This window comes from Pseudomonas sp., from assembly GCF_028293835.1.
GTDB lineage: Bacteria > Pseudomonadota > Gammaproteobacteria > Pseudomonadales > Pseudomonadaceae > Aquipseudomonas.
The window spans coordinates 1-16,392 of record NZ_JAQGNX010000027.1 but is presented as its reverse complement, the minus strand read 5'-3'; the positions used below and the strand labels follow the sequence as shown (position 1 = coordinate 16,392).

General features: G+C 55.5%; 15 protein-coding genes and 3 pseudogenes. 7 read left to right on the top strand and 11 right to left on the bottom strand.

The window, feature by feature from the left end; genetic code table 11:
* The first annotated feature begins 26 nt into the window (after positions 1-26).
* The 4 genes from JWR17_RS03745 (at position 27) to JWR17_RS03730 (ending at position 5,080) form a co-directional block, all read left to right on the top strand.
* Positions 27-923 carry a LysR family transcriptional regulator gene (locus JWR17_RS03745; RefSeq protein ID WP_299828442.1) on the top strand — a complete coding sequence of 299 codons (897 nt, stop codon included), beginning with the start codon at positions 27-29 and terminating at the stop codon, positions 921-923.
* A gap of 130 nt (positions 924-1,053) precedes the next feature.
* Positions 1,054-2,163: an alkene reductase gene (locus JWR17_RS03740; RefSeq protein ID WP_299828440.1), complete on the top strand. Its 1,110-nt coding sequence runs from the start codon at positions 1,054-1,056 to the stop codon at positions 2,161-2,163.
* A gap of 352 nt (positions 2,164-2,515) precedes the next feature.
* On the top strand, positions 2,516-3,583 hold the full coding sequence (locus JWR17_RS03735) for an alpha/beta hydrolase (RefSeq protein ID WP_299828438.1): 1,068 nt from the start codon (positions 2,516-2,518) through the stop codon (positions 3,581-3,583).
* A gap of 288 nt (positions 3,584-3,871) precedes the next feature.
* Positions 3,872-5,080 (top strand): YbfB/YjiJ family MFS transporter, encoded by a 1,209-nt coding sequence (locus JWR17_RS03730; protein WP_299828436.1) that lies wholly within the window; start codon positions 3,872-3,874, stop codon positions 5,078-5,080.
* Between the two features lie 31 nt (positions 5,081-5,111).
* Here the strand turns inward: JWR17_RS03730 and JWR17_RS03725 are convergent, their stop codons facing one another.
* The 7 genes from JWR17_RS03725 to JWR17_RS03695 all read right to left on the bottom strand — a co-directional run bounded on the left by JWR17_RS03725 (position 5,112) and on the right by JWR17_RS03695 (position 10,375).
* Positions 5,112-6,011: a LysR substrate-binding domain-containing protein gene (locus tag JWR17_RS03725; protein WP_299828434.1), complete on the bottom strand. Its 900-nt coding sequence runs from the start codon at positions 6,009-6,011 to the stop codon at positions 5,112-5,114.
* Between the two features lie 24 nt (positions 6,012-6,035).
* Positions 6,036-6,170, bottom strand: a complete 135-nt coding sequence (locus JWR17_RS03720; RefSeq protein WP_299828432.1) for a hypothetical protein — start codon at positions 6,168-6,170, stop codon at positions 6,036-6,038.
* 100 nt (positions 6,171-6,270) lie between these two features.
* Positions 6,271-6,984: an SDR family oxidoreductase gene (locus tag JWR17_RS03715; RefSeq protein WP_299828430.1), complete on the bottom strand. Its 714-nt coding sequence runs from the start codon at positions 6,982-6,984 to the stop codon at positions 6,271-6,273.
* 51 nt (positions 6,985-7,035) lie between these two features.
* Positions 7,036-7,692: a DsbA family oxidoreductase gene (locus JWR17_RS03710; RefSeq protein WP_299828428.1), complete on the bottom strand. Its 657-nt coding sequence runs from the start codon at positions 7,690-7,692 to the stop codon at positions 7,036-7,038.
* Positions 7,689-7,904, bottom strand: coding sequence for a 4-oxalocrotonate tautomerase family protein (locus tag JWR17_RS03705; RefSeq protein ID WP_299828426.1), 216 nt, complete (start codon positions 7,902-7,904; stop codon positions 7,689-7,691). Before JWR17_RS03705 ends, JWR17_RS03710 begins: the two co-directional genes overlap by 4 nt.
* A gap of 417 nt (positions 7,905-8,321) precedes the next feature.
* Positions 8,322-9,638: a HAMP domain-containing sensor histidine kinase gene (locus tag JWR17_RS03700; protein WP_299828424.1), complete on the bottom strand. Its 1,317-nt coding sequence runs from the start codon at positions 9,636-9,638 to the stop codon at positions 8,322-8,324.
* The gene (locus JWR17_RS03695) at positions 9,635-10,375 is read right to left on the bottom strand and encodes a response regulator (protein ID WP_299828422.1); all 741 of its coding nucleotides are present in this window, start codon (positions 10,373-10,375) and stop codon (positions 9,635-9,637) included. Before JWR17_RS03695 ends, JWR17_RS03700 begins: the two co-directional genes overlap by 4 nt.
* 140 nt (positions 10,376-10,515) lie before the next feature.
* Between JWR17_RS03695 and JWR17_RS03690 the strand changes: the two are divergent.
* The 3 genes and pseudogenes from JWR17_RS03690 to JWR17_RS03680 form a co-directional block, all read left to right on the top strand.
* Positions 10,516-10,659: pseudogene (locus JWR17_RS03690) on the top strand (cytochrome c biogenesis protein DipZ); the annotation flags it as partial.
* A gap of 100 nt (positions 10,660-10,759) precedes the next feature.
* A pseudogene (locus tag JWR17_RS03685) lies at positions 10,760-10,957 on the top strand (nitronate monooxygenase); the annotation flags it as partial.
* Between the two features lie 122 nt (positions 10,958-11,079).
* A complete protein-coding gene (locus JWR17_RS03680; protein WP_299828420.1) occupies positions 11,080-12,237 on the top strand; it encodes an HPP family protein in 1,158 nt (385 codons plus the stop codon).
* Between the two features lie 81 nt (positions 12,238-12,318).
* On the opposite strand, the gene JWR17_RS03675 is transcribed toward JWR17_RS03680, so the two are convergent.
* The 4 genes and pseudogenes from JWR17_RS03675 to JWR17_RS03660 form a co-directional block, all read right to left on the bottom strand.
* A complete protein-coding gene (locus JWR17_RS03675) occupies positions 12,319-13,242 on the bottom strand; it encodes a LysR family transcriptional regulator (protein ID WP_299828418.1) in 924 nt (307 codons plus the stop codon).
* Positions 13,243-13,352: 110 nt separating this feature from the next.
* On the bottom strand, positions 13,353-14,366 hold the full coding sequence (locus tag JWR17_RS03670) for a GlxA family transcriptional regulator (RefSeq protein WP_299828415.1): 1,014 nt from the start codon (positions 14,364-14,366) through the stop codon (positions 13,353-13,355).
* Between the two features lie 87 nt (positions 14,367-14,453).
* Positions 14,454-15,437, bottom strand: a complete 984-nt coding sequence (locus JWR17_RS03665; RefSeq protein WP_299828413.1) for a PDR/VanB family oxidoreductase — start codon at positions 15,435-15,437, stop codon at positions 14,454-14,456.
* Positions 15,438-15,500: 63 nt separating this feature from the next.
* Positions 15,501-16,392 (bottom strand): annotated as a pseudogene (locus JWR17_RS03660) ((2Fe-2S)-binding protein); the annotation flags it as partial.

The window sequence follows — 16,392 nt, the reverse complement described above, 5'->3', positions numbered from 1 at the left end:
GATCCGCTCCAGGCAAGTGAGAAAAGATGGACCAGCTAAGCGCAATACGAGTGTTCGTTCGAGTGGTCGAGCTTGGCGGCTTTACCAAGGCAGCAGACTCACTGGGCATGCCCAAGGCCACTGCCAGTAAACTGATCAGCGAACTGGAATCCCATCTACGGATAAAACTGCTCAAAAGAACCACCCGCAGTGTTCAAGTCACCACCGAGGGCACTGCGTATTACGAACGAACGACTCGCTGGTTGCGAGAGCTGGATGACATGGACAGCGGATTTGATATCGATCGAGTGCGCCCTCACGGCATCGTCCAGGTCGACATCAGCGCGTGGATGGCTAGCTGCGTAGTTATACCGAAGCTGCCGGATTTCCATGGGCGCTATCCCGATATACAAGTGGAGATGAACGTCTCTGACCGGACTGGCCACTTGATGCGAGAAAACGCCGATTGTGCCATTCGTGGGGGATTGTTGACGGACCTTTCCATGGTCGGTCGGCCGCTGGGGCATTCCAACTGGATGACTGCGGCAACGCCTTCGTATCTGGATCGTTATGGCACGCCCAGTCACCCCGCAGAGTTGAACAACCGGCATTTTCTAGTCAATTACCAGTCGGGCAGCACCGGCAGAGCGAACCCTTTCAACTTCGAGAAAAATCAGGAAAAGATCCAGGTCAACGGCGATTCGATCGTCACCGTAAATGACAGCAACGCCCATTTGGCGGCGGGATTAGCGGGGATGGGGATTCTGTACAGCTTTGAATGGAAGCTCCGCCCGTTTTTGCAGACAGGCCAGCTCTTGCCTATCTTGCAGGAGTGGCAACCGGCGCCTTACCCCTTTCATCTTGTTTACCCACCCAATCGGCACCTCACGCACCGCGTCCGTGTATTTATAGACTGGATCATTGAGGTATTCGCCGAGCACTGATAAAGCCGCGCCATTGTTCACCCACAGGAACAATGTGGGCGCGATTTCGGTATTTATCCGCGCCCTCTTCGTCTCTAAAGTCACTCATCGCCGCTGCATCAGCAGCCCTGCAAGTGACCGAGGATTTGTAATGACCACTACTAACCGCACCCTGTTGAGCCCGCTGAAACTGGGCAGTATCGAGTTGCCAAACAGCATCATTATGGCGCCCCTGACCCGGATGCGCTCGTCCGCCGACGGCGTTCCAAGCGATCTGAACATTGAGTACTACACCCAGCGCGCCAGTGCCGGTTTGATCATTACAGAAGCCACCAGCATCACCGCCGACAGCGTTGGTGTACCGAACATGCCGGGGATCTTCACCCAAGAGCAAATCGTTGCCTGGCGCAAAGTAACCGACGCTGTTCATGCTCGCGGTGGCCGCATCGTAATTCAGATTGTGCATGCCGGACGTGCGTCGCATTCATCGTTGACAGGCGGCGTACTACCAGTCGCCCCATCGGCATTGGCAGCACCGGGCGGTACCTACAGCCCACGTTACGAATCCGTTACCTACGAAACTCCAGAGGTTTTGGCCCTTGAAGCACTCAGCGGCATCGTTGCGCTGTTCGTTCAAGCCACTGAAAATGCGCTGGAAGCCGGTTTCGACGGCGTCGAGATACATGGCGCTAACGGTTACTTGCTCGATGGCTTTCTGCAAGATGGAACTAACCTGCGCACCGATGGCTATGGTGGCTCCATTACAAACCGTACTCGCCTGCTGTTGGAAGTAGTCGATGCGGTCAGTTCAGTCATCGGCTCAGACAAAGTTGGTGTGCGTCTTTCGCCATCCAGCACTTACAACGGCATGAGCGATAGCGACCCTAAAGCGCTCTTCAACCATGTCATCGCGCAGCTCAACACACGGCATCTGGCTTACCTGCACATGACCGAGGCACGGGCCTCCGAGATCGGCATGCATGACGACTTACTGCATAACGTCATCAATAACGCCGAACAGTTTCGCCCTGTCTTTGAAGGTGCATTCATTTCAGCGGGCGGTTATACCTTGCAAGGCGCCGGTGAGACACTCGCCAAAGGCCATGCCAGTGCTGTTGCATTTGGCCGTATGTACATCGCCAACCCAGACCTCGTCGAACGTATTACAGCCGAGGCCGAGCTGAATAAATATGACCGTGCGACTTTCTACGGCGGTGGCGCTGAAGGTTACGTCGATTACCCGGCCCGCGTTGCGAACTGAGAACTGAACCGATCCGGCCTCAAATACCACGGCTGACTTTTTCGACAGAACTGGTCTGGGGCAGCGGGTCGACCAAAGCTAATGTCTGGACTGTCCCGCTTTGCGCCGGATGCAGTCCTGGCAAGGTACTCAACTCCTGGCACGACCTCGGGGCGTCGCGGTGTTCGTTGAGACCGACGCCACAGTCGAATTGCGTTTGTATCACAGCGTGTCTAACCGAACTCTAGATACATGCGCTTTAACGACGGCTAATCTTCGACACATACCAGATACGAGTTCGCGCTCAAATGCAGGGAAGGTTTAAAGGGGATCAGCCAGATCCCCCGGCCAATGGTTGCAACGGACACTACCCATGAAGATGGCAAAACAGAGCAGCAGAACCGCCAAAGCTCGGCGCCACATTGTCGGTTCGTCGATCCTCGCGTGTACCTTGATCGGCGCATTAAGTGCAGCCCATGCGCAAACAAGCTCGACCGCACTGCCCGATGCGACAAGTGCCAGCAGCACTTATGCAGCGTTGTCTCCCTTTGGCCCGTTGAAGCATGTCAAGGCCGGACTGTTGAGCGTGGCATATGCAGAAACTGGCCCCTCCGACGGTCCGGCCGTGATTCTCCTTCACGGCTGGCCCTACGACATTCACAGCTATGACGAGGTCGCGCCCTTGCTGGCAGCCAAAGGCTATAGGGTGCTGATGCCTTATGCGCGGGGTTACGGCGACACGCATTTTCTTTCCGAGAAGACCGTCAGGAATGGACAGCCAACCGCACTGGCGAGTGATGTCATCGACTTCATGGATGCATTGAAGATCAAGCAGGCGGTGCTCGGTGGTTATGACTGGGGCGCACGTTCGGCCGATATCGTCTCAGCATTGTGGCCAGAACGGGTCAAGGCTTTGGTCTCGGTCAGCGGCTACCTGATCGGCAACCAAGCGGCCGGTAAGAACCCACTGCCACCCAAGGCCGAATTGCAGTGGTGGTATCAGTTTTACTTTGCCACCGATCGCGGTCGTGCCGGGTACGAGAAAAACACCCATGATTTCGCCAAGTTAATCTGGCAGCTCGCTTCGCCGAAATGGACGTTCGATGATGCTACCTTCGACCGCAGTGCCAAAGCGCTGGACAACTCCGACCACGTCGACATCACCGTATTCAACTACCGCTGGCGACTGGGCTTGATCAAAGGCGAGCCGCAATACGAGGCGCTAGAGCAGAAATTGGCCACTGCACCTTCAATTAACGTACCGACCATAACCCTTGAAGGCGACGCCAACGGTGCGCCACACCCTGCTCCAGAGGATTACGCCAAACACTTTACCGGCAAATACGAGTTCAGATTGGTCAATGGCGGGATCGGCCACAACCTGCCGCAGGAAGACCCTAACGCGTTCGCCAAGGCCGTGATTGATGCGGATCATCTTTGAGGTCTGACACAGGCACTTCAGTAAAAAGGCTCGTTTGAATAACGAGTCTCTTTTCGTTCCGCTGTCGCAAGCGGTAGGGACCGATATAACGTCAGCGAGCTCCAATCCGACGTAAACTTCGAACTGATCGTCTTAACCTAGGTCGAGTTACGGCTGCGTCGATGTACAGGACCACCTGCCAAACGTGAGCTAGCGCTTTTACAGATAGCTGCGATCTTTTTTTTTCGTTACTTGAGATATCTCTCGGCTGTGTAGAGTCGCTCTATCTGAAATCAGCAGGCGAAGAAGATGGAAAAGTCTCAGACATCTGTCGATGTAGCTAAATTTCACAACCAGCCACGCAGCAACAGATGGGGCATAACTGCAGGGTTTTCAGCGAGCCTGGTGGGAATTGGATTAGCGCGGTTTGCCTATACGCCTCTGTTGCCAGCCATCATTGACGCAGGGTGGTTTGACCCCTCCAAAGCAACGTACCTGGGAGCCGCGAACCTTGCGGGCTACTTGCTCGGTGCGTTATCCGGACGGTGGTTCGTACAGAAAACCTCCACTGTTTTTGCCCTCAGATCCATGATGTTACTGGCAAGCGTTGCCTTTCTCGCGTGTGCGTTTCCGGTCTCCTATCTGTGGTTCTTTGTCTGGCGCCTGCTTTCGGGAATAGCGGGAGGCGCGCTGATGGTGCTCGCAGCACCTGCCGTATTGGCGCACGTGCCCGCGCCCAAAAGAGGCATGGCGGGCGGGATCATTTTCTCGGGCGTAGGTGTAGGCGTGGCAGCCTCGGGGACGCTGGTGCCGCTGCTGCTGCAACTGGGTTTGAAACAGACCTGGCTAGGTCTGGGACTGATCTCTCTGTTGTTCACAGCGATCGCCTGGAGCGGTTGGCCCAGCCAGGGTATCAAGCCAATAAACGCGGCCGGGCATCCGCGCAAATCCCGAAACACCACTCTTTTGGCGTTGTACGTTGAATACGCGCTCAACGCAGTGGGGTGGGTGCCGCATATGATTTTCCTCGTTGCGTTCGTGGCCCACGGGATGGGTCAGGGACTGGAGGCCGGGTCTGAGTACTGGGTGCTCTTCGGAATCGGTGCAACCCTGGGGCCACTGCTTGCCGGTGTGCTTGCTGATAGGGTCGGCTTCGGTACTGCGTTGCGGCTGTCGCTTGTTCTCGACGGGGTCAGTGTGTGTGTCCCGGCGCTTGGCGTCAGCGCGCCTTGGCTCATGGCATCAAGTGTCGTGGTAGGGGCTTTCGTGACAGGCACCGTCCCGCTGGTGTTGGGGCGTGTACATGAACTGCTCGCCCATCACCCCGCGCAACAGGCCGGCGCATGGCGTACGGCGACTGTCGGCTTTGCCCTGACGCAAGCCATGGGAGCCTACGGTTTCTCGTATCTGTTCTCTAGCAGCGGCGCGAATTACGCATTGCTGTTCCTGATCGGAGCCGGCGCAATCGCATTGGGCTTCGTGGTCAACATAACTGCAGCGTGTTTTAAACCGAGCTGATGTAATGACTCTCTATTTCGCCCCGTTCTGCTCACGCAATCTCCCTCACAGCCGTCGATCGAATGCCACTCTCCCTGTGCACGCTTTCCAGAAAAGTCGCCAACGCGCTTGAGAGGTGGCCGTCAATGCGTCTTACGAATACGGTTTCAACATGGGAGAAAGCGGCGGGGATTTCGTGAACGCAGATCAAACCTGACTGCCGTGCGTTCACCACAACGCCCCTTGGTAGCAACGTCACGCCAACGCCAGCAGACACGCAGGCGATGATGGCTTCTATGGAGCCGAACTCCAAAGGTTCCTGCGCTAACAGTCCCTGGCTTGCCAGAAAAGAATCTAGCCTTTGACGATAAGAACAGCCGGCGCGAAACACCACCGTCTTCAAATGTAAAATCCCGGAAATGGCATCCACGGTTCGAACCGCAGGAGACGTTACTAATACCAGTTCTTCGTGGAAAACGGTTTCGGTCTGCAGTTCGGGATGAGTGACCGGCCCCGCAGCGAAGGCACCTTCAAGCTTACAGTCAATGACATCACGGATCAGACTGCTCGTTGTGCCAGTACGGACCAAGGGCCGGACATCGGGATACGCCTTGGCAAAGCGCGCAATCAGAAGCGGCAGACGCAAAGCCAGGGTCGTTTCCAACGTACCGATTTCCATCAGGCCGCTCGGTTTGCCGTCGTCACGAGCAGCGGCTGATGCATCTGAAAGAAGTCTGGACAGCCTGGCGGCATATGGCAGCAGTCGTCTTCCGGCAGGCGTGAGCTGAACGCCTTTGGCACTGCGCTGGAATAGCGGTACGCCCAGTTGATCCTCCAAGGCGCGAATTCTCGACGAGACATTCGACTGCACCGTATTAAGCTCAACCGCCGCCTTGTTCATGCTGCCGTGTCGCGCGACGGCTTCAACAACCTTGAGATCGATAACGTCCAACGTAACACCTGCCATCTCGGATATTTAGAATGTGAAGTCACATAACCGGGTATTGAGGACCGATGTCCAGGCGCTTGTCCGCGCTCTGCGCAGTGCCGTCGCGCCACCGGCAGTATGGACTTTGGCGATGTACAACAATTTGTCGATATTCTTATCCATGATGCACTCCTTACGAAGAATACGAACGACGATGGAAGTGCAGTTCGCTTGAACTGTTTCCAAACGCCACGCACATGCTGGGAACGTGAAACGTTTTAAATCAGTGACCGGCGCTTTGGCCGCCGTCGACGTGCAGGATTTCGCCAGTTACAAACTTGGCGCTGTCCAGGTACAGAACCGCCCCGACGATGTCTTCCACGTCGCCCATGTGGCCGACAGGGTGCAGGCTACCCAGTGCTGCGTGAGTTTCTTCACTGTGCATTGGAGTTTTGATGATGCCAGGAGACACGGCGTTAACGCGGATACCGCGCTTGGCGTATTCGATCGCCAAGGATTTGGTAGCTGCGTTCATGCCACCCTTGGTCAGCGATGCCAGCACCGAAGGCACGCCATCGATGGCGTGATCGACCAGCGTCGTAGTGATGCTGACCACGTGGCCGCCGTCACCTTGTTTTTCCATCTGGGCAATGGCCGCTTGCGACATATGGAAGAAGCTGCCCATGTTGGTGGCTACGGTGTTTACGTATTCTTCAAGTGTATAAGCGGTGAAAGGCTTGGCTAAAAAAATCCCTGCGTTATTCACCAGAGTGTCAATCCGGCCGAAACGCGCTAAGCCTTCGCGGATGATTTTTTCAGCGGTGGCCGGATCCGCAATGTCACCTGCTACGGTCAGAATGTCCGGATCGGTTGACGGTTTGATGGAACGAGAAGTCGCAACCACCTGGTAGCCGAGTTTACGGAACCCCTCGACAATACCTGCGCCTAGACCTTGGGATGCGCCAGTGACTACAACGACTTTTTTTGAATTGCTCATGATAATGCCTCAGTGATTAATACAATTGTTTTCAATCGGTAGGTTGGGTTATCAGGCTGTCGCGGACTCTCGCGCCATTTGCCTGATAATTTGTTCGTATTCCTTGACTGATTGCGATCCGGAAACCAGTTCACGACCGTTCAGCACCATGGCAGGGACCGAGTTGATCCCGCGTTCAAGGTAAAAGCTTTCAAGCTCACGGACTTCGTTAGCGAACTCCCCGGTAGCCAATATTTCGCGGGCGCGGGTGGTTGAAAGTTTTGCTTCACCGGCCAGGCGTACCAGCGTTTCGTGGTCGCTGGGGTTCTGGCCGTCGGTGAAATAGGCCTTGAGTAGGATTTTCTTCAGTGCGACCTGGCGGCCTTCCCCGGCCGTCCAGAGCAGAAGGCGATGGGCATCGAAGGTGTTGTAAAAATGACTGCGCTTCTCCAGATCGAACTGAAGGCCGATAACCTTGCCACGGGCAATCACCATTTCATTGCGGGAAGCGACTTCTTCGGCACTGCGGCCGTATTTGCGCATCATGTGCCTGACCGCGTGTTCACCCTCGGCCGGCATGTCCGGGTTCAGTTCGAAGGGCTTGAACGTCAGCTCAACGGCGACTTCGCCGGCAAGATTTGCAATAGCCTGCTCTAGCGCTATAGCGCCAAGCGCACACCAAGGGCATACGACGTCCGACACAAAGTCGATTCTGACCGGGAGAGTCACTTTTTGGACTCCGTCAGGTTTGCGCGGTACTCGGTGGTGGTGATTCCAGCATAGCCCCAGTTATCGGTATCGACCTCTTCGATGACGATATGAGTGAGGTGCGGATCTTTGTTGAGCACGGTTTCCATGGTTTTGGTCATTTCGGCGATGACCTGAGATTTTTGTTCCTTGGTGACGCCATCGCGGGTGATACGGACGGTGATAAAGGGCATGGGAAGTCTCCTGTTTGCGCCACATCGGCATGATGAGGCGGCTAGTGAGATAGACTTTAGAATGTTGCTTCCAATGAATAAATGAGGCGCCGGGAACATCATTTGTGACGCGGTGTAATGAATCAGTCGATGCCCTTTGGCGCGTGATCCGCTGAACTTGCAGATGCGGACCCTGAACTACTCCCACCGCCCAGGAAGTTTCAAATCACTTTGCCGAACAAACGCGAGGTTATGTATTGCAATGTATATAACCGCCCGCGGATACATGGGGCCGCACTCCAGGCGAAATCACGACACAGGCGAGATACAACGCTTCGGGGAATCGCCACAAAGGCGATCCGCGGTAAAGCCTGGTGCGTTGTTTTGTATGCGTCAGGGCGCAGCTTGTCACTCGATATGAGCGCGTTGTCAGCAAGTCTAAGCGCGCACGAGCGCGCTCAGTTTCAACTCCGCGCAAAGCCCACCGCCATTGCGATTGCTGAGGGTCAGCGAGCCGCCAATCGCCAACGCCAGTTGTTGCGCAATCGCCAATCCCAAGCCCGTGCCGCCGGTGTCGCGGTTGCGTGAGTTTTCGACTCTGTAAAACGGTTGCATGACTTGCGCTAGTTCGGCCTCGGCAATGCCCGGACCGCGATCCAGTACCTTGATCGACAGCTGGCATTCGGTTTCCGACCCCACCACTATTTCGGCCGCGCCGGCAAAGTTCAGCGCGTTGTCCACCAGGTTGACCAGTACCCGACGCAGAGCATGAGGCCGGGTGTTGACCACCGCGGCGTTTTTACCCTCGAGTTCTACCTGTTTACCCATGTCTTGATAATCGAAGACCAAACTGTCGAGAAATGAATCCAGGTCAATACGGTGGCTGGTCTCGGTCGTACCATGAACGCTGCGTGCATAGGCTACGCCTTCGCGTACCAGATGTTCCATTTCATCCAAATCATTCCAGAGTTTGTCTTTCTCAGTGGAGTCGTCCATGAACTCGACCCGCAGCTTCATGCGCGTGAGGGGCGTCTGCAAATCATGGGAGATGGCGCCAAGGATTTGCATCCGCTCTTTCAGGTAGGCGGCAATTCGGTCTTGCATCGAATTGAAGGCAACCGCCGCGAAGGCTACTTCGGTTGGGCCGCTTACATCCAGATGCGTGGTATGGACATTCGGGTCCAGCGTTTCCACGGCCTGGGCCAAGCGAGTTAATGGGCGGATGGCCATTCTCACGGCGAGCCACGTGCAACCGATCAACAAACCAAGTTGCAGCAATAACACCACTGGCAACCACAGGGCATAGGGAATGGCACTGGGAAAAACATCAATGATTACCGGCGTGCCGTCGGTAAGTTTCAAGTGACCCTGGAAATGCTTTTTCGGGCCAGGCACATCGGTATACGTCACGGTGTAATCCTGGCCAATTGCATCGTCGATAGAGCGTGCAGCGATGGGCATGTTATTGAAGTGCAGGGGTGTGCCGGATTCGCCTGATCCCAGCAGGTAGCGATAATTCTGACGCTCAAGGCGCGGCAACCAGGCTTCGCGCTCGGCGGGGGGCAGGCGATCGAGTATGGCAATCGACGTCGCGACGTCGCTTTCCAGATTGCTCAACATTGTCGATTTTGCGCTTTCATAGCGTTCGTAGAACTGCAGACTGAACGACAGCCCATGGGCGAGGACCAGGCTCGCCAGAAAAATCAGCGACAGCTGCGACGCCAAGGTGCGCGGCCAGCGCAGGGGGAAGTTCATGGTTGCGCATCCAAAATTTCCACAGGGTATGAAAAAACGTAACCCTCGCTGCGCATCGTCTTGATATAGGCGGGTTCGCGTGCGTCATCCTGTAGGCGTTGACGTAGACGACTGACCAACAAATCGATGGACCGATCAAACAGATCGGCATCGCGGCCTTGAGTCAGATTCAGCAATTGATCGCGGTTTAATACGCGTTGCGGATGGTCAAGGAACACGCGCAGCAGTCGGTATTCAGCACCACTCACGGTGACGATAGTGCCGTCCTGGTCCAGTAGGTGGCGGGCCGAGGTGTCCAGCTTCCACCGACCGAAACCCAGCAGTCGACCGGTTTCCGTCACCACCAGATTCGGCGGCAGCATGCGTGTGCGCCTGAGCACGGCGTTAATGCGCGCCAACAACTCACGGGCGGCAAATGGCTTGGTAAGGTAATCGTCGGCGCCCATCTCAAGGCCGATAATACGGTCGGTTTCGTCATTGCGTGCGGTGAGCATCAGAATTGGCGTGGCTTTATGTTTGCCAACCCGCAGCTCACGACACAGCAACAAGCCATCGTCGCCCGGCATCATGATGTCGAGCACGATCAGATCCACAGGGGTGGTGTCCAGGAATGCTCGCATCTGACGCCCGTCGGCAATCACGGTGGTGCGCATGCCGTTCTTCTTGAGGTAGTTGCCTACCAGCTCTCTGATCTCGCGATCATCGTCCACGATCAAGATATGGTCGACGTGTTCCATTCGCTGAGCCTCTGTAATAGATAGTCTGCGGCCATTCTAATGAGCCATTTTGCGCTTGGCTGCAGGCTTTGTATTGCAGTGTATCTAACCGGTGCGGGATACATCTGTATGCGAAAACCAGTTGCTATGTATCCCGTTGTATGAACTCGCCTCCCCTGACCAGCGAGTCGTTGCGCGGTAAAGTGGTGCTGGTGGATTTCTGGACGTACGACTGCATTAACTGCAAGCACACGCTGCCATATGTGAATACCTGGGCAAAGAAGTACGAGAAGGAAGGATTAGTAAGAGATCGCCGCGACTAGGCAGCAAGTCCCCCGTCAATCAGATAGATCGCTGTGGAAAACGTCATGATCGACAGGACTGTACTGACAAGAATGGACAAGGATATGAAGCGGGGGGCATCGCGGCCTATTCGATCCTCAGCGCGACAGCGAGATAGGAACTTTGGCTTTGGTGCGACTGCTTTGCACCCAATGCCGGCTTCCAGTCATTGCAGCTGGCGGCATCATGGACGGTGCTGGGATCAATGCAGTAATGGAGCTGGGTGCTAGCGCCGCACAACTTGGAACAGCGTTTATTTTGTGAGAAAGTCAGCTCCAACGCTGCGTGGCACATCGCCTGCAGTCTCCGCCAGTGGGTTTCTGCATCGATCTGCGTTAGCGACAGTCCCAAACATTATCAAATGACTAACAGTTGACCTGAACATGCCTTCCACGTCCAAACCACCAGCCAACCGTTCTTTCGCCGCGCGCGTGCGCTCGCTATGGCCCGCCCCTCTCGCCATCGATAGTCGTGAAAAATGGCGTGCCAGTTGCGGCGCGGCTTTCGGTGTCTTGCTGGTAGCCACGGTCGCTTCGCTGTGGCTGCACGGGTCGTTCGCTATGCAGCACAGCCTGCTTGCTCTGGCGATTGTCGCACCCATCGGTGCGAGTGCCGTGCTGGTTTTTGCATTGCCGTCCAGCCCTCTGGCGCAGCCGTGGTCAGTTGTTGGCGGCAATACGCTGTCGGCACTGGCCGGCATTGCCTGCGCCAAGTGGGTTCCGGATGCCACGCTCGCTGCCGGCCTGGCGGTAAGCCTTTCGATTGCCTTCATGTTGACGCTGCGCTGCTTGCATCCTCCCGGAGGCGCCGCAGCATTGCTAATGGTGGTTGCCGGCTGTGATCAGTTCGCTTACGCCTTTAGCCCGGTGATGATCGATTCACTCCTGCTGGTGGCAGCGGGCGTGGTTTACAACAACCTCACTCGTCGTCCCTGGCCCCATGTCCAGCAGCCAAGGGCTACTTCGGTCGCCAGCCGATTCACTGCCGCAGATCTGGACGGCGCGCTGGCGCATTACAACCAGATCCTGGACGTCAGCCGTGACGACCTTCAGGCGCTGTTGGAGCGAGCCGAAGCTTCCGCTTATCAGCGCAAGATGGGCGAGATCCGCTGCGCGGACGTAATGAGTAGGACGCCTGTTGTAGCGCGCCAGGAAATGCCACTGCGCGAGGCTTGGGCGCTGTTGCGTCGGCACAAGGTCAAGGCTCTGCCCGTCGTCGACAGCCAGCGACACCTGCTGGGTATCGTGACTGTTGCTGACTTCATGAAACAGATCGATCTGGATGCTCACGAGGGAGTGGGCTGGCACTTGCGGGCATTGCTGCGGCAGACACGAAGCAAGCCACCGGCTGGCGTCGTTGCACAGATCATGACTCGCACGGTCCGAGTCGCAAGCGCTGATCGCTTGTTGACCGAATTGGTACCGGTTTTTTCGGAGAACGATCACCGCCATATCCCCATCATTGATGCCGAGCGACGGCTGGTGGGCATCATTACCCAATCTGATCTGGTCAGGGCGCTGTATTCAGCAGTGCGGGCTTAACCTGACATGTCCTTAAAATAGGCGATGGTGTTACCGACCCTTTATCTGCGCCGAACCCGCCTGCATGGCTAGCCTCTGAGTTCAGGTACCGGCCCACTGGGTACGATATTGCAGCAAAAATTCGACGAAAGCCCGGACACGCTGAGGTATGTATCGGCCATGGGGATACAGCAGGGTATAAGGCCTGGAGCGGCCACTGTAGGGTTGAAGTACCTCCACCAGACTCCCATTGGCCAACTCGCTCTCAACAATAAACTTGTAAGTCTGGAAGAGGCCTGCGCCATGTTTGGCCAGGGTAACGCCGCCTAAAACATCGTCCGAACAGCAATACCCCCCATCAGCGAAGATCTCCCGTTCCTTACCATCGACGTCGAATAGCCATGAGATACGCTTACCGCTGCTGGGCAGTTCGAATTGAATACACTCGTGAGCGCTTAAGTCATTCAGGCTTTCTGGAATGCCTGCCCGGCTGAGGTAATCAGGTGTAGCCACTACCACCAGTTTCGCATCTTCAAGCAATCGAGCAATCATTGCTGAGTCTGGCTGGGTCCGTACTCGGATCGCCAAGTCGTAGCCTTCAGCGACAAAATCAATGTTTCTGTTCCCCAGGTGTATATCCACAGTGACGTCTGGATAAAGCTCTCGAAACTTAGGCAGAAGGGGCAAGATTCGGTGATGCCCATAGGTGGTCGGAAGACTGATGCGAAGACGCCCCGAAGGCTTGGTTTGAGAGCCCATGACCTCTTGCTGCGCTTCCATCAGTTGGGTCAGAGCTTGTCTGCACTGCTCATAAAAAACACGACCAGGTTCAGTCAGACGAATGCTACGAGTGGTTCGCACAAATAGTCTTGATCCCAGCCGCTCCTCGAGACGGAAAATTGAGCGGCTCACTGCGGCGGGTGTGACGCCAGCGACATGGGCTGCTGCAGTAAAACTGCCGTTTTCCGAGGCAAGACAAAAGAGCTCGATGCTACCGAGCTGAATGTCATCAAAGTGGCGACTCATAATTAATTACACCGAGTATCAACTGTAGTCTTCGAAAGCATATTTATCAGGTACGAGGACATAAATACAGTACTCGTCATCAGCCAGCATCCGGTAGTGCATGGCGACCGTCACTTCACCAACCGCGTTTCTTTAGAAGGCCGATACCCGAAGTAGGAGTTGTAGCATTTGCTGAAATGACTGGGCGAAACAAACCCGCAGGCGACCAGTATCTCTACTTGGGACAGCTCTGTGTGCTGCAGCAATCGACGCGCTTCGGTGATCCGCAGCTCCAGGTAATAACGTTGCGGCGTGGTCTCCAGCTGCTCTCTGAATAAGCGCTCAACTTGCCTGCGGGACCGGCCGGCATAGGCTGCTAATTGATCCAGTTCCAGAGGCTCTTCGAGGTTGGCGTCCATGAGCTTGACGACTTCCCGTAACGGCGCGCTTACCGATATGTTCGGCGATGCCTTGATACGCCGGTAACGAGACTCCTCAAATGAAAGGATGTCCTCGATCCCTTCTACCAGCGCTTTATCGTGCAGTGCTTTGATCCATTCCAACGCCATATGGAAGGCTCCCGCCGGGCTGGAAGCCGTGAGTCGGTCGCGGTCCATGATAAATGGCTCACTGGTCACTTTGCTCACTTTGGATATTTCTGCCAGTGCAGGACGATGCTCCGGATGAATCGCGCAACGGTAACCATCCAGTAAACCAGCGCTGCCTAAAAACCAGGCCCCGTTCCATAAACCGCCCAGCACGATGCCAATCTCCGCTGCGGCCCGAAGAATGCTGGTCAATTCCTGATTGGTTTTTAGCTCTGTCCGATAACCGCCGCACACGACGAGCAAATCCAGATCTTTTATCGCTTCAAGTCCGATACGCATATCGGGGCGAATGACCAAGCCCAAGTCACTTACCACTTCGTCGTCATCCAAGCCGAAGGTTTGTGTAGCGAATAGTTCTGGGCGTAAAAGATTTGCGGTAACGATCGTGTCCAATACCTGAGTGAATGCAGGCAACGAGAAATGTTCAAGCAGCAGGAATCCGGCCCGAGCCTGCCGGGTAGGCACTGTTGACTTCTCATCCAGATAACGAAGGTTTTTACCTTTCATGCATCCGCTGAATTGACGTCGTTCGTTCAATGCTCGCCTCACCCGGCTTGATACCGTTGAAGCTGCCAACTTTAACAGCAGACTCGACTGCTCCGTAGTTGCAACGGCAAATATCGCTTACAAATCCAGAACCAATACACCTCCTTTCGCCCTGGAAACGCATACGGTCAGGTATTCAGACTTCTCACTCTCGTCGAGAATGTAATCCTGATGATCGACTTCCCCGCAGAGATAGCGAACCTTGCACGTTCCACACAACCCCGACTGGCAAGAGGTCTCCACAGGCAAGCCTGCGTCTTGAAGCACTTGAGCCAGGCTCTGGTCAAATGCGACAAACAGTTGTTGACCAGTGCTTGCGATCTGCGCAGTGAAGCCCTCGACACCATCAGCGCTGACAGGAGCGCTGATCGGAGCCGGCGCTTTGAAATGCTCGAAATGTACAGTGCCCGCAGGCCAGTGGGCTGCCGCATTCCGGCACGCTTCCATGAAACCGCCTGGGCCGCAGTAGTAGACGTGGCAGCCGTCTTGCGTCTGTTCAAGCAGGGCCGTGATGTTCAAGCCGTTACGCGGATCGCCACCGTCGAAATGCAAGTGCACATTACCTGCACTTCCCCGCTGTTCGAACTCGTCTTTGAATGCAGCGAACTCAGGCCCTTTGCAGCAGTAGTGAAGCTCGTAATCCGTCGCGGACAATTCCAGCTCATGGAGCATGGCTTTCATCGGCGTGACACCAATGCCGCCGGCCAACAGAATGACTTTACGAGCGTCCTCTGCAAGCTCGAAATTGTTCCTTGGTGCGCTGACCTTCACACCTTCACCAACAGTCAGTTGGTGGACTGCTGCGGAACCGCCTGATCCATTTGGATCCCGCAGTACGCCGATGACGTAACGGTATCGATCGGTGGGAGCATTACTGAGCGAGTACTGCCGGACTAACCCATTTGCTAAATGCAAATCCAGATGCGCGCCTGCGGTGAACGCGGGCAATTCCTTACCCAGAGGGTCAACCAGTTCATAAGAATTTATGCCCTGGGCTTGAAAGGTAATTTGTCTGACTAACAGGCTTAACGTCGCGGTCGCGTTTTGTACTATCGAGTTCATGGATTGAACCTCGTCGCGTTATAGAGTGCCCGCAGGAGCCGGGCACTCTTCGTTATTATTCTTTTAAAAACCTGGCTGTTTAAAGCTTTGCTCAAGCTGCTCGAACCGAGCTTCGACGAAGGCCTTGCGTTCGGCGCCTTTGAGCGTGTCGGCTTGCGTCAGGATCGCAACCGCCTCTTTGGCCAGACGTCGTCTGTTGGCAACTTCCTGTTCAACGCTTTCCGCTCTAGGCAGGTTGAACACGTTGCCTGTGCAATAGCTATTCGGTTCGCCATTCAAGTCGCGCAACCACTGGGCAAAACCCTGGGCGGAGGTCTGAGGGTTTGTGCCTCGGACGCCGTCGCGCAGCATCTTGCGAAACGCATAAACACCCGCATCGAACTTGGTTGGATTTTCCAGCGCATGAACGGCAATCGGCCGCTGGCTGATGATGGCCTCGTAATCACCAGGGGCGTATTGGGCGTCTTTGTAAATGGCGCGTTCGCGGTGATTAGTCGGGATGGGCGGCAAGTCCTCAAGCTTATAGTTGCCAAAGCGCTCGGGCCTGCGCATGGCGACCTGCCCTTCCAGAAAATCGATGGTTTCATAGCCGACCATGTTCTTGTCGCACACGCCACGGGTATCAATTCCCGGACCCATCACCCGCCAGCCAATCATTTTGCTGTTTTCATCATCCACCGGAACGGTCCAGCGGATGATATGGAAGCGACTGAACAGTTTTTTCGCCGAGCCATCTTCAGAGGTATAGGCGTGCAAGCTCAGGTTCGGCAGCACCTGGTGTTGAATACGCAGGAACATTTTGTCGTCGTTCACTCGACGTGCACCAGCGCAGGCCAAGGTGCGCCCCTGATGCACTGGAATAAATTGCATGTCAGGCGCTACTTCCATCGACGCCGCGCCAACCTCATCAAAGGTCGTTCCCTGGAATTTCTTGTTCACGACATTTTTGGCGGCG

Bases quoted from the DNA above. Each gene is read 5' to 3' on its own strand.
- JWR17_RS03745 (WP_299828442.1), top strand. From the start codon at position 27: ATGGACCAGCTAAGCGCAATACGAGTGTTCGTTCGAGTGGTCGAGCTT.
- JWR17_RS03740 (WP_299828440.1), top strand. From the start codon at position 1,054: ATGACCACTACTAACCGCACCCTGTTGAGCCCGCTGAAACTGGGCAGT.
- JWR17_RS03735 (WP_299828438.1), top strand. From the start codon at position 2,516: ATGAAGATGGCAAAACAGAGCAGCAGAACCGCCAAAGCTCGGCGCCAC.
- JWR17_RS03730 (WP_299828436.1), top strand. From the start codon at position 3,872: ATGGAAAAGTCTCAGACATCTGTCGATGTAGCTAAATTTCACAACCAG.
- JWR17_RS03720 (WP_299828432.1), bottom strand. From the start codon at position 6,170: ATGGATAAGAATATCGACAAATTGTTGTACATCGCCAAAGTCCATACT.
- JWR17_RS03715 (WP_299828430.1), bottom strand. From the start codon at position 6,984: ATGAGCAATTCAAAAAAAGTCGTTGTAGTCACTGGCGCATCCCAAGGT.
- JWR17_RS03705 (WP_299828426.1), bottom strand. From the start codon at position 7,904: ATGCCCTTTATCACCGTCCGTATCACCCGCGATGGCGTCACCAAGGAA.
- JWR17_RS03700 (WP_299828424.1), bottom strand. From the start codon at position 9,638: ATGAACTTCCCCCTGCGCTGGCCGCGCACCTTGGCGTCGCAGCTGTCG.
- JWR17_RS03695 (WP_299828422.1), bottom strand. From the start codon at position 10,375: ATGGAACACGTCGACCATATCTTGATCGTGGACGATGATCGCGAGATC.
- JWR17_RS03680 (WP_299828420.1), top strand. From the start codon at position 11,080: ATGCCTTCCACGTCCAAACCACCAGCCAACCGTTCTTTCGCCGCGCGC.
- JWR17_RS03675 (WP_299828418.1), bottom strand. From the start codon at position 13,242: ATGAGTCGCCACTTTGATGACATTCAGCTCGGTAGCATCGAGCTCTTT.
- JWR17_RS03665 (WP_299828413.1), bottom strand. From the start codon at position 15,437: ATGAACTCGATAGTACAAAACGCGACCGCGACGTTAAGCCTGTTAGTC.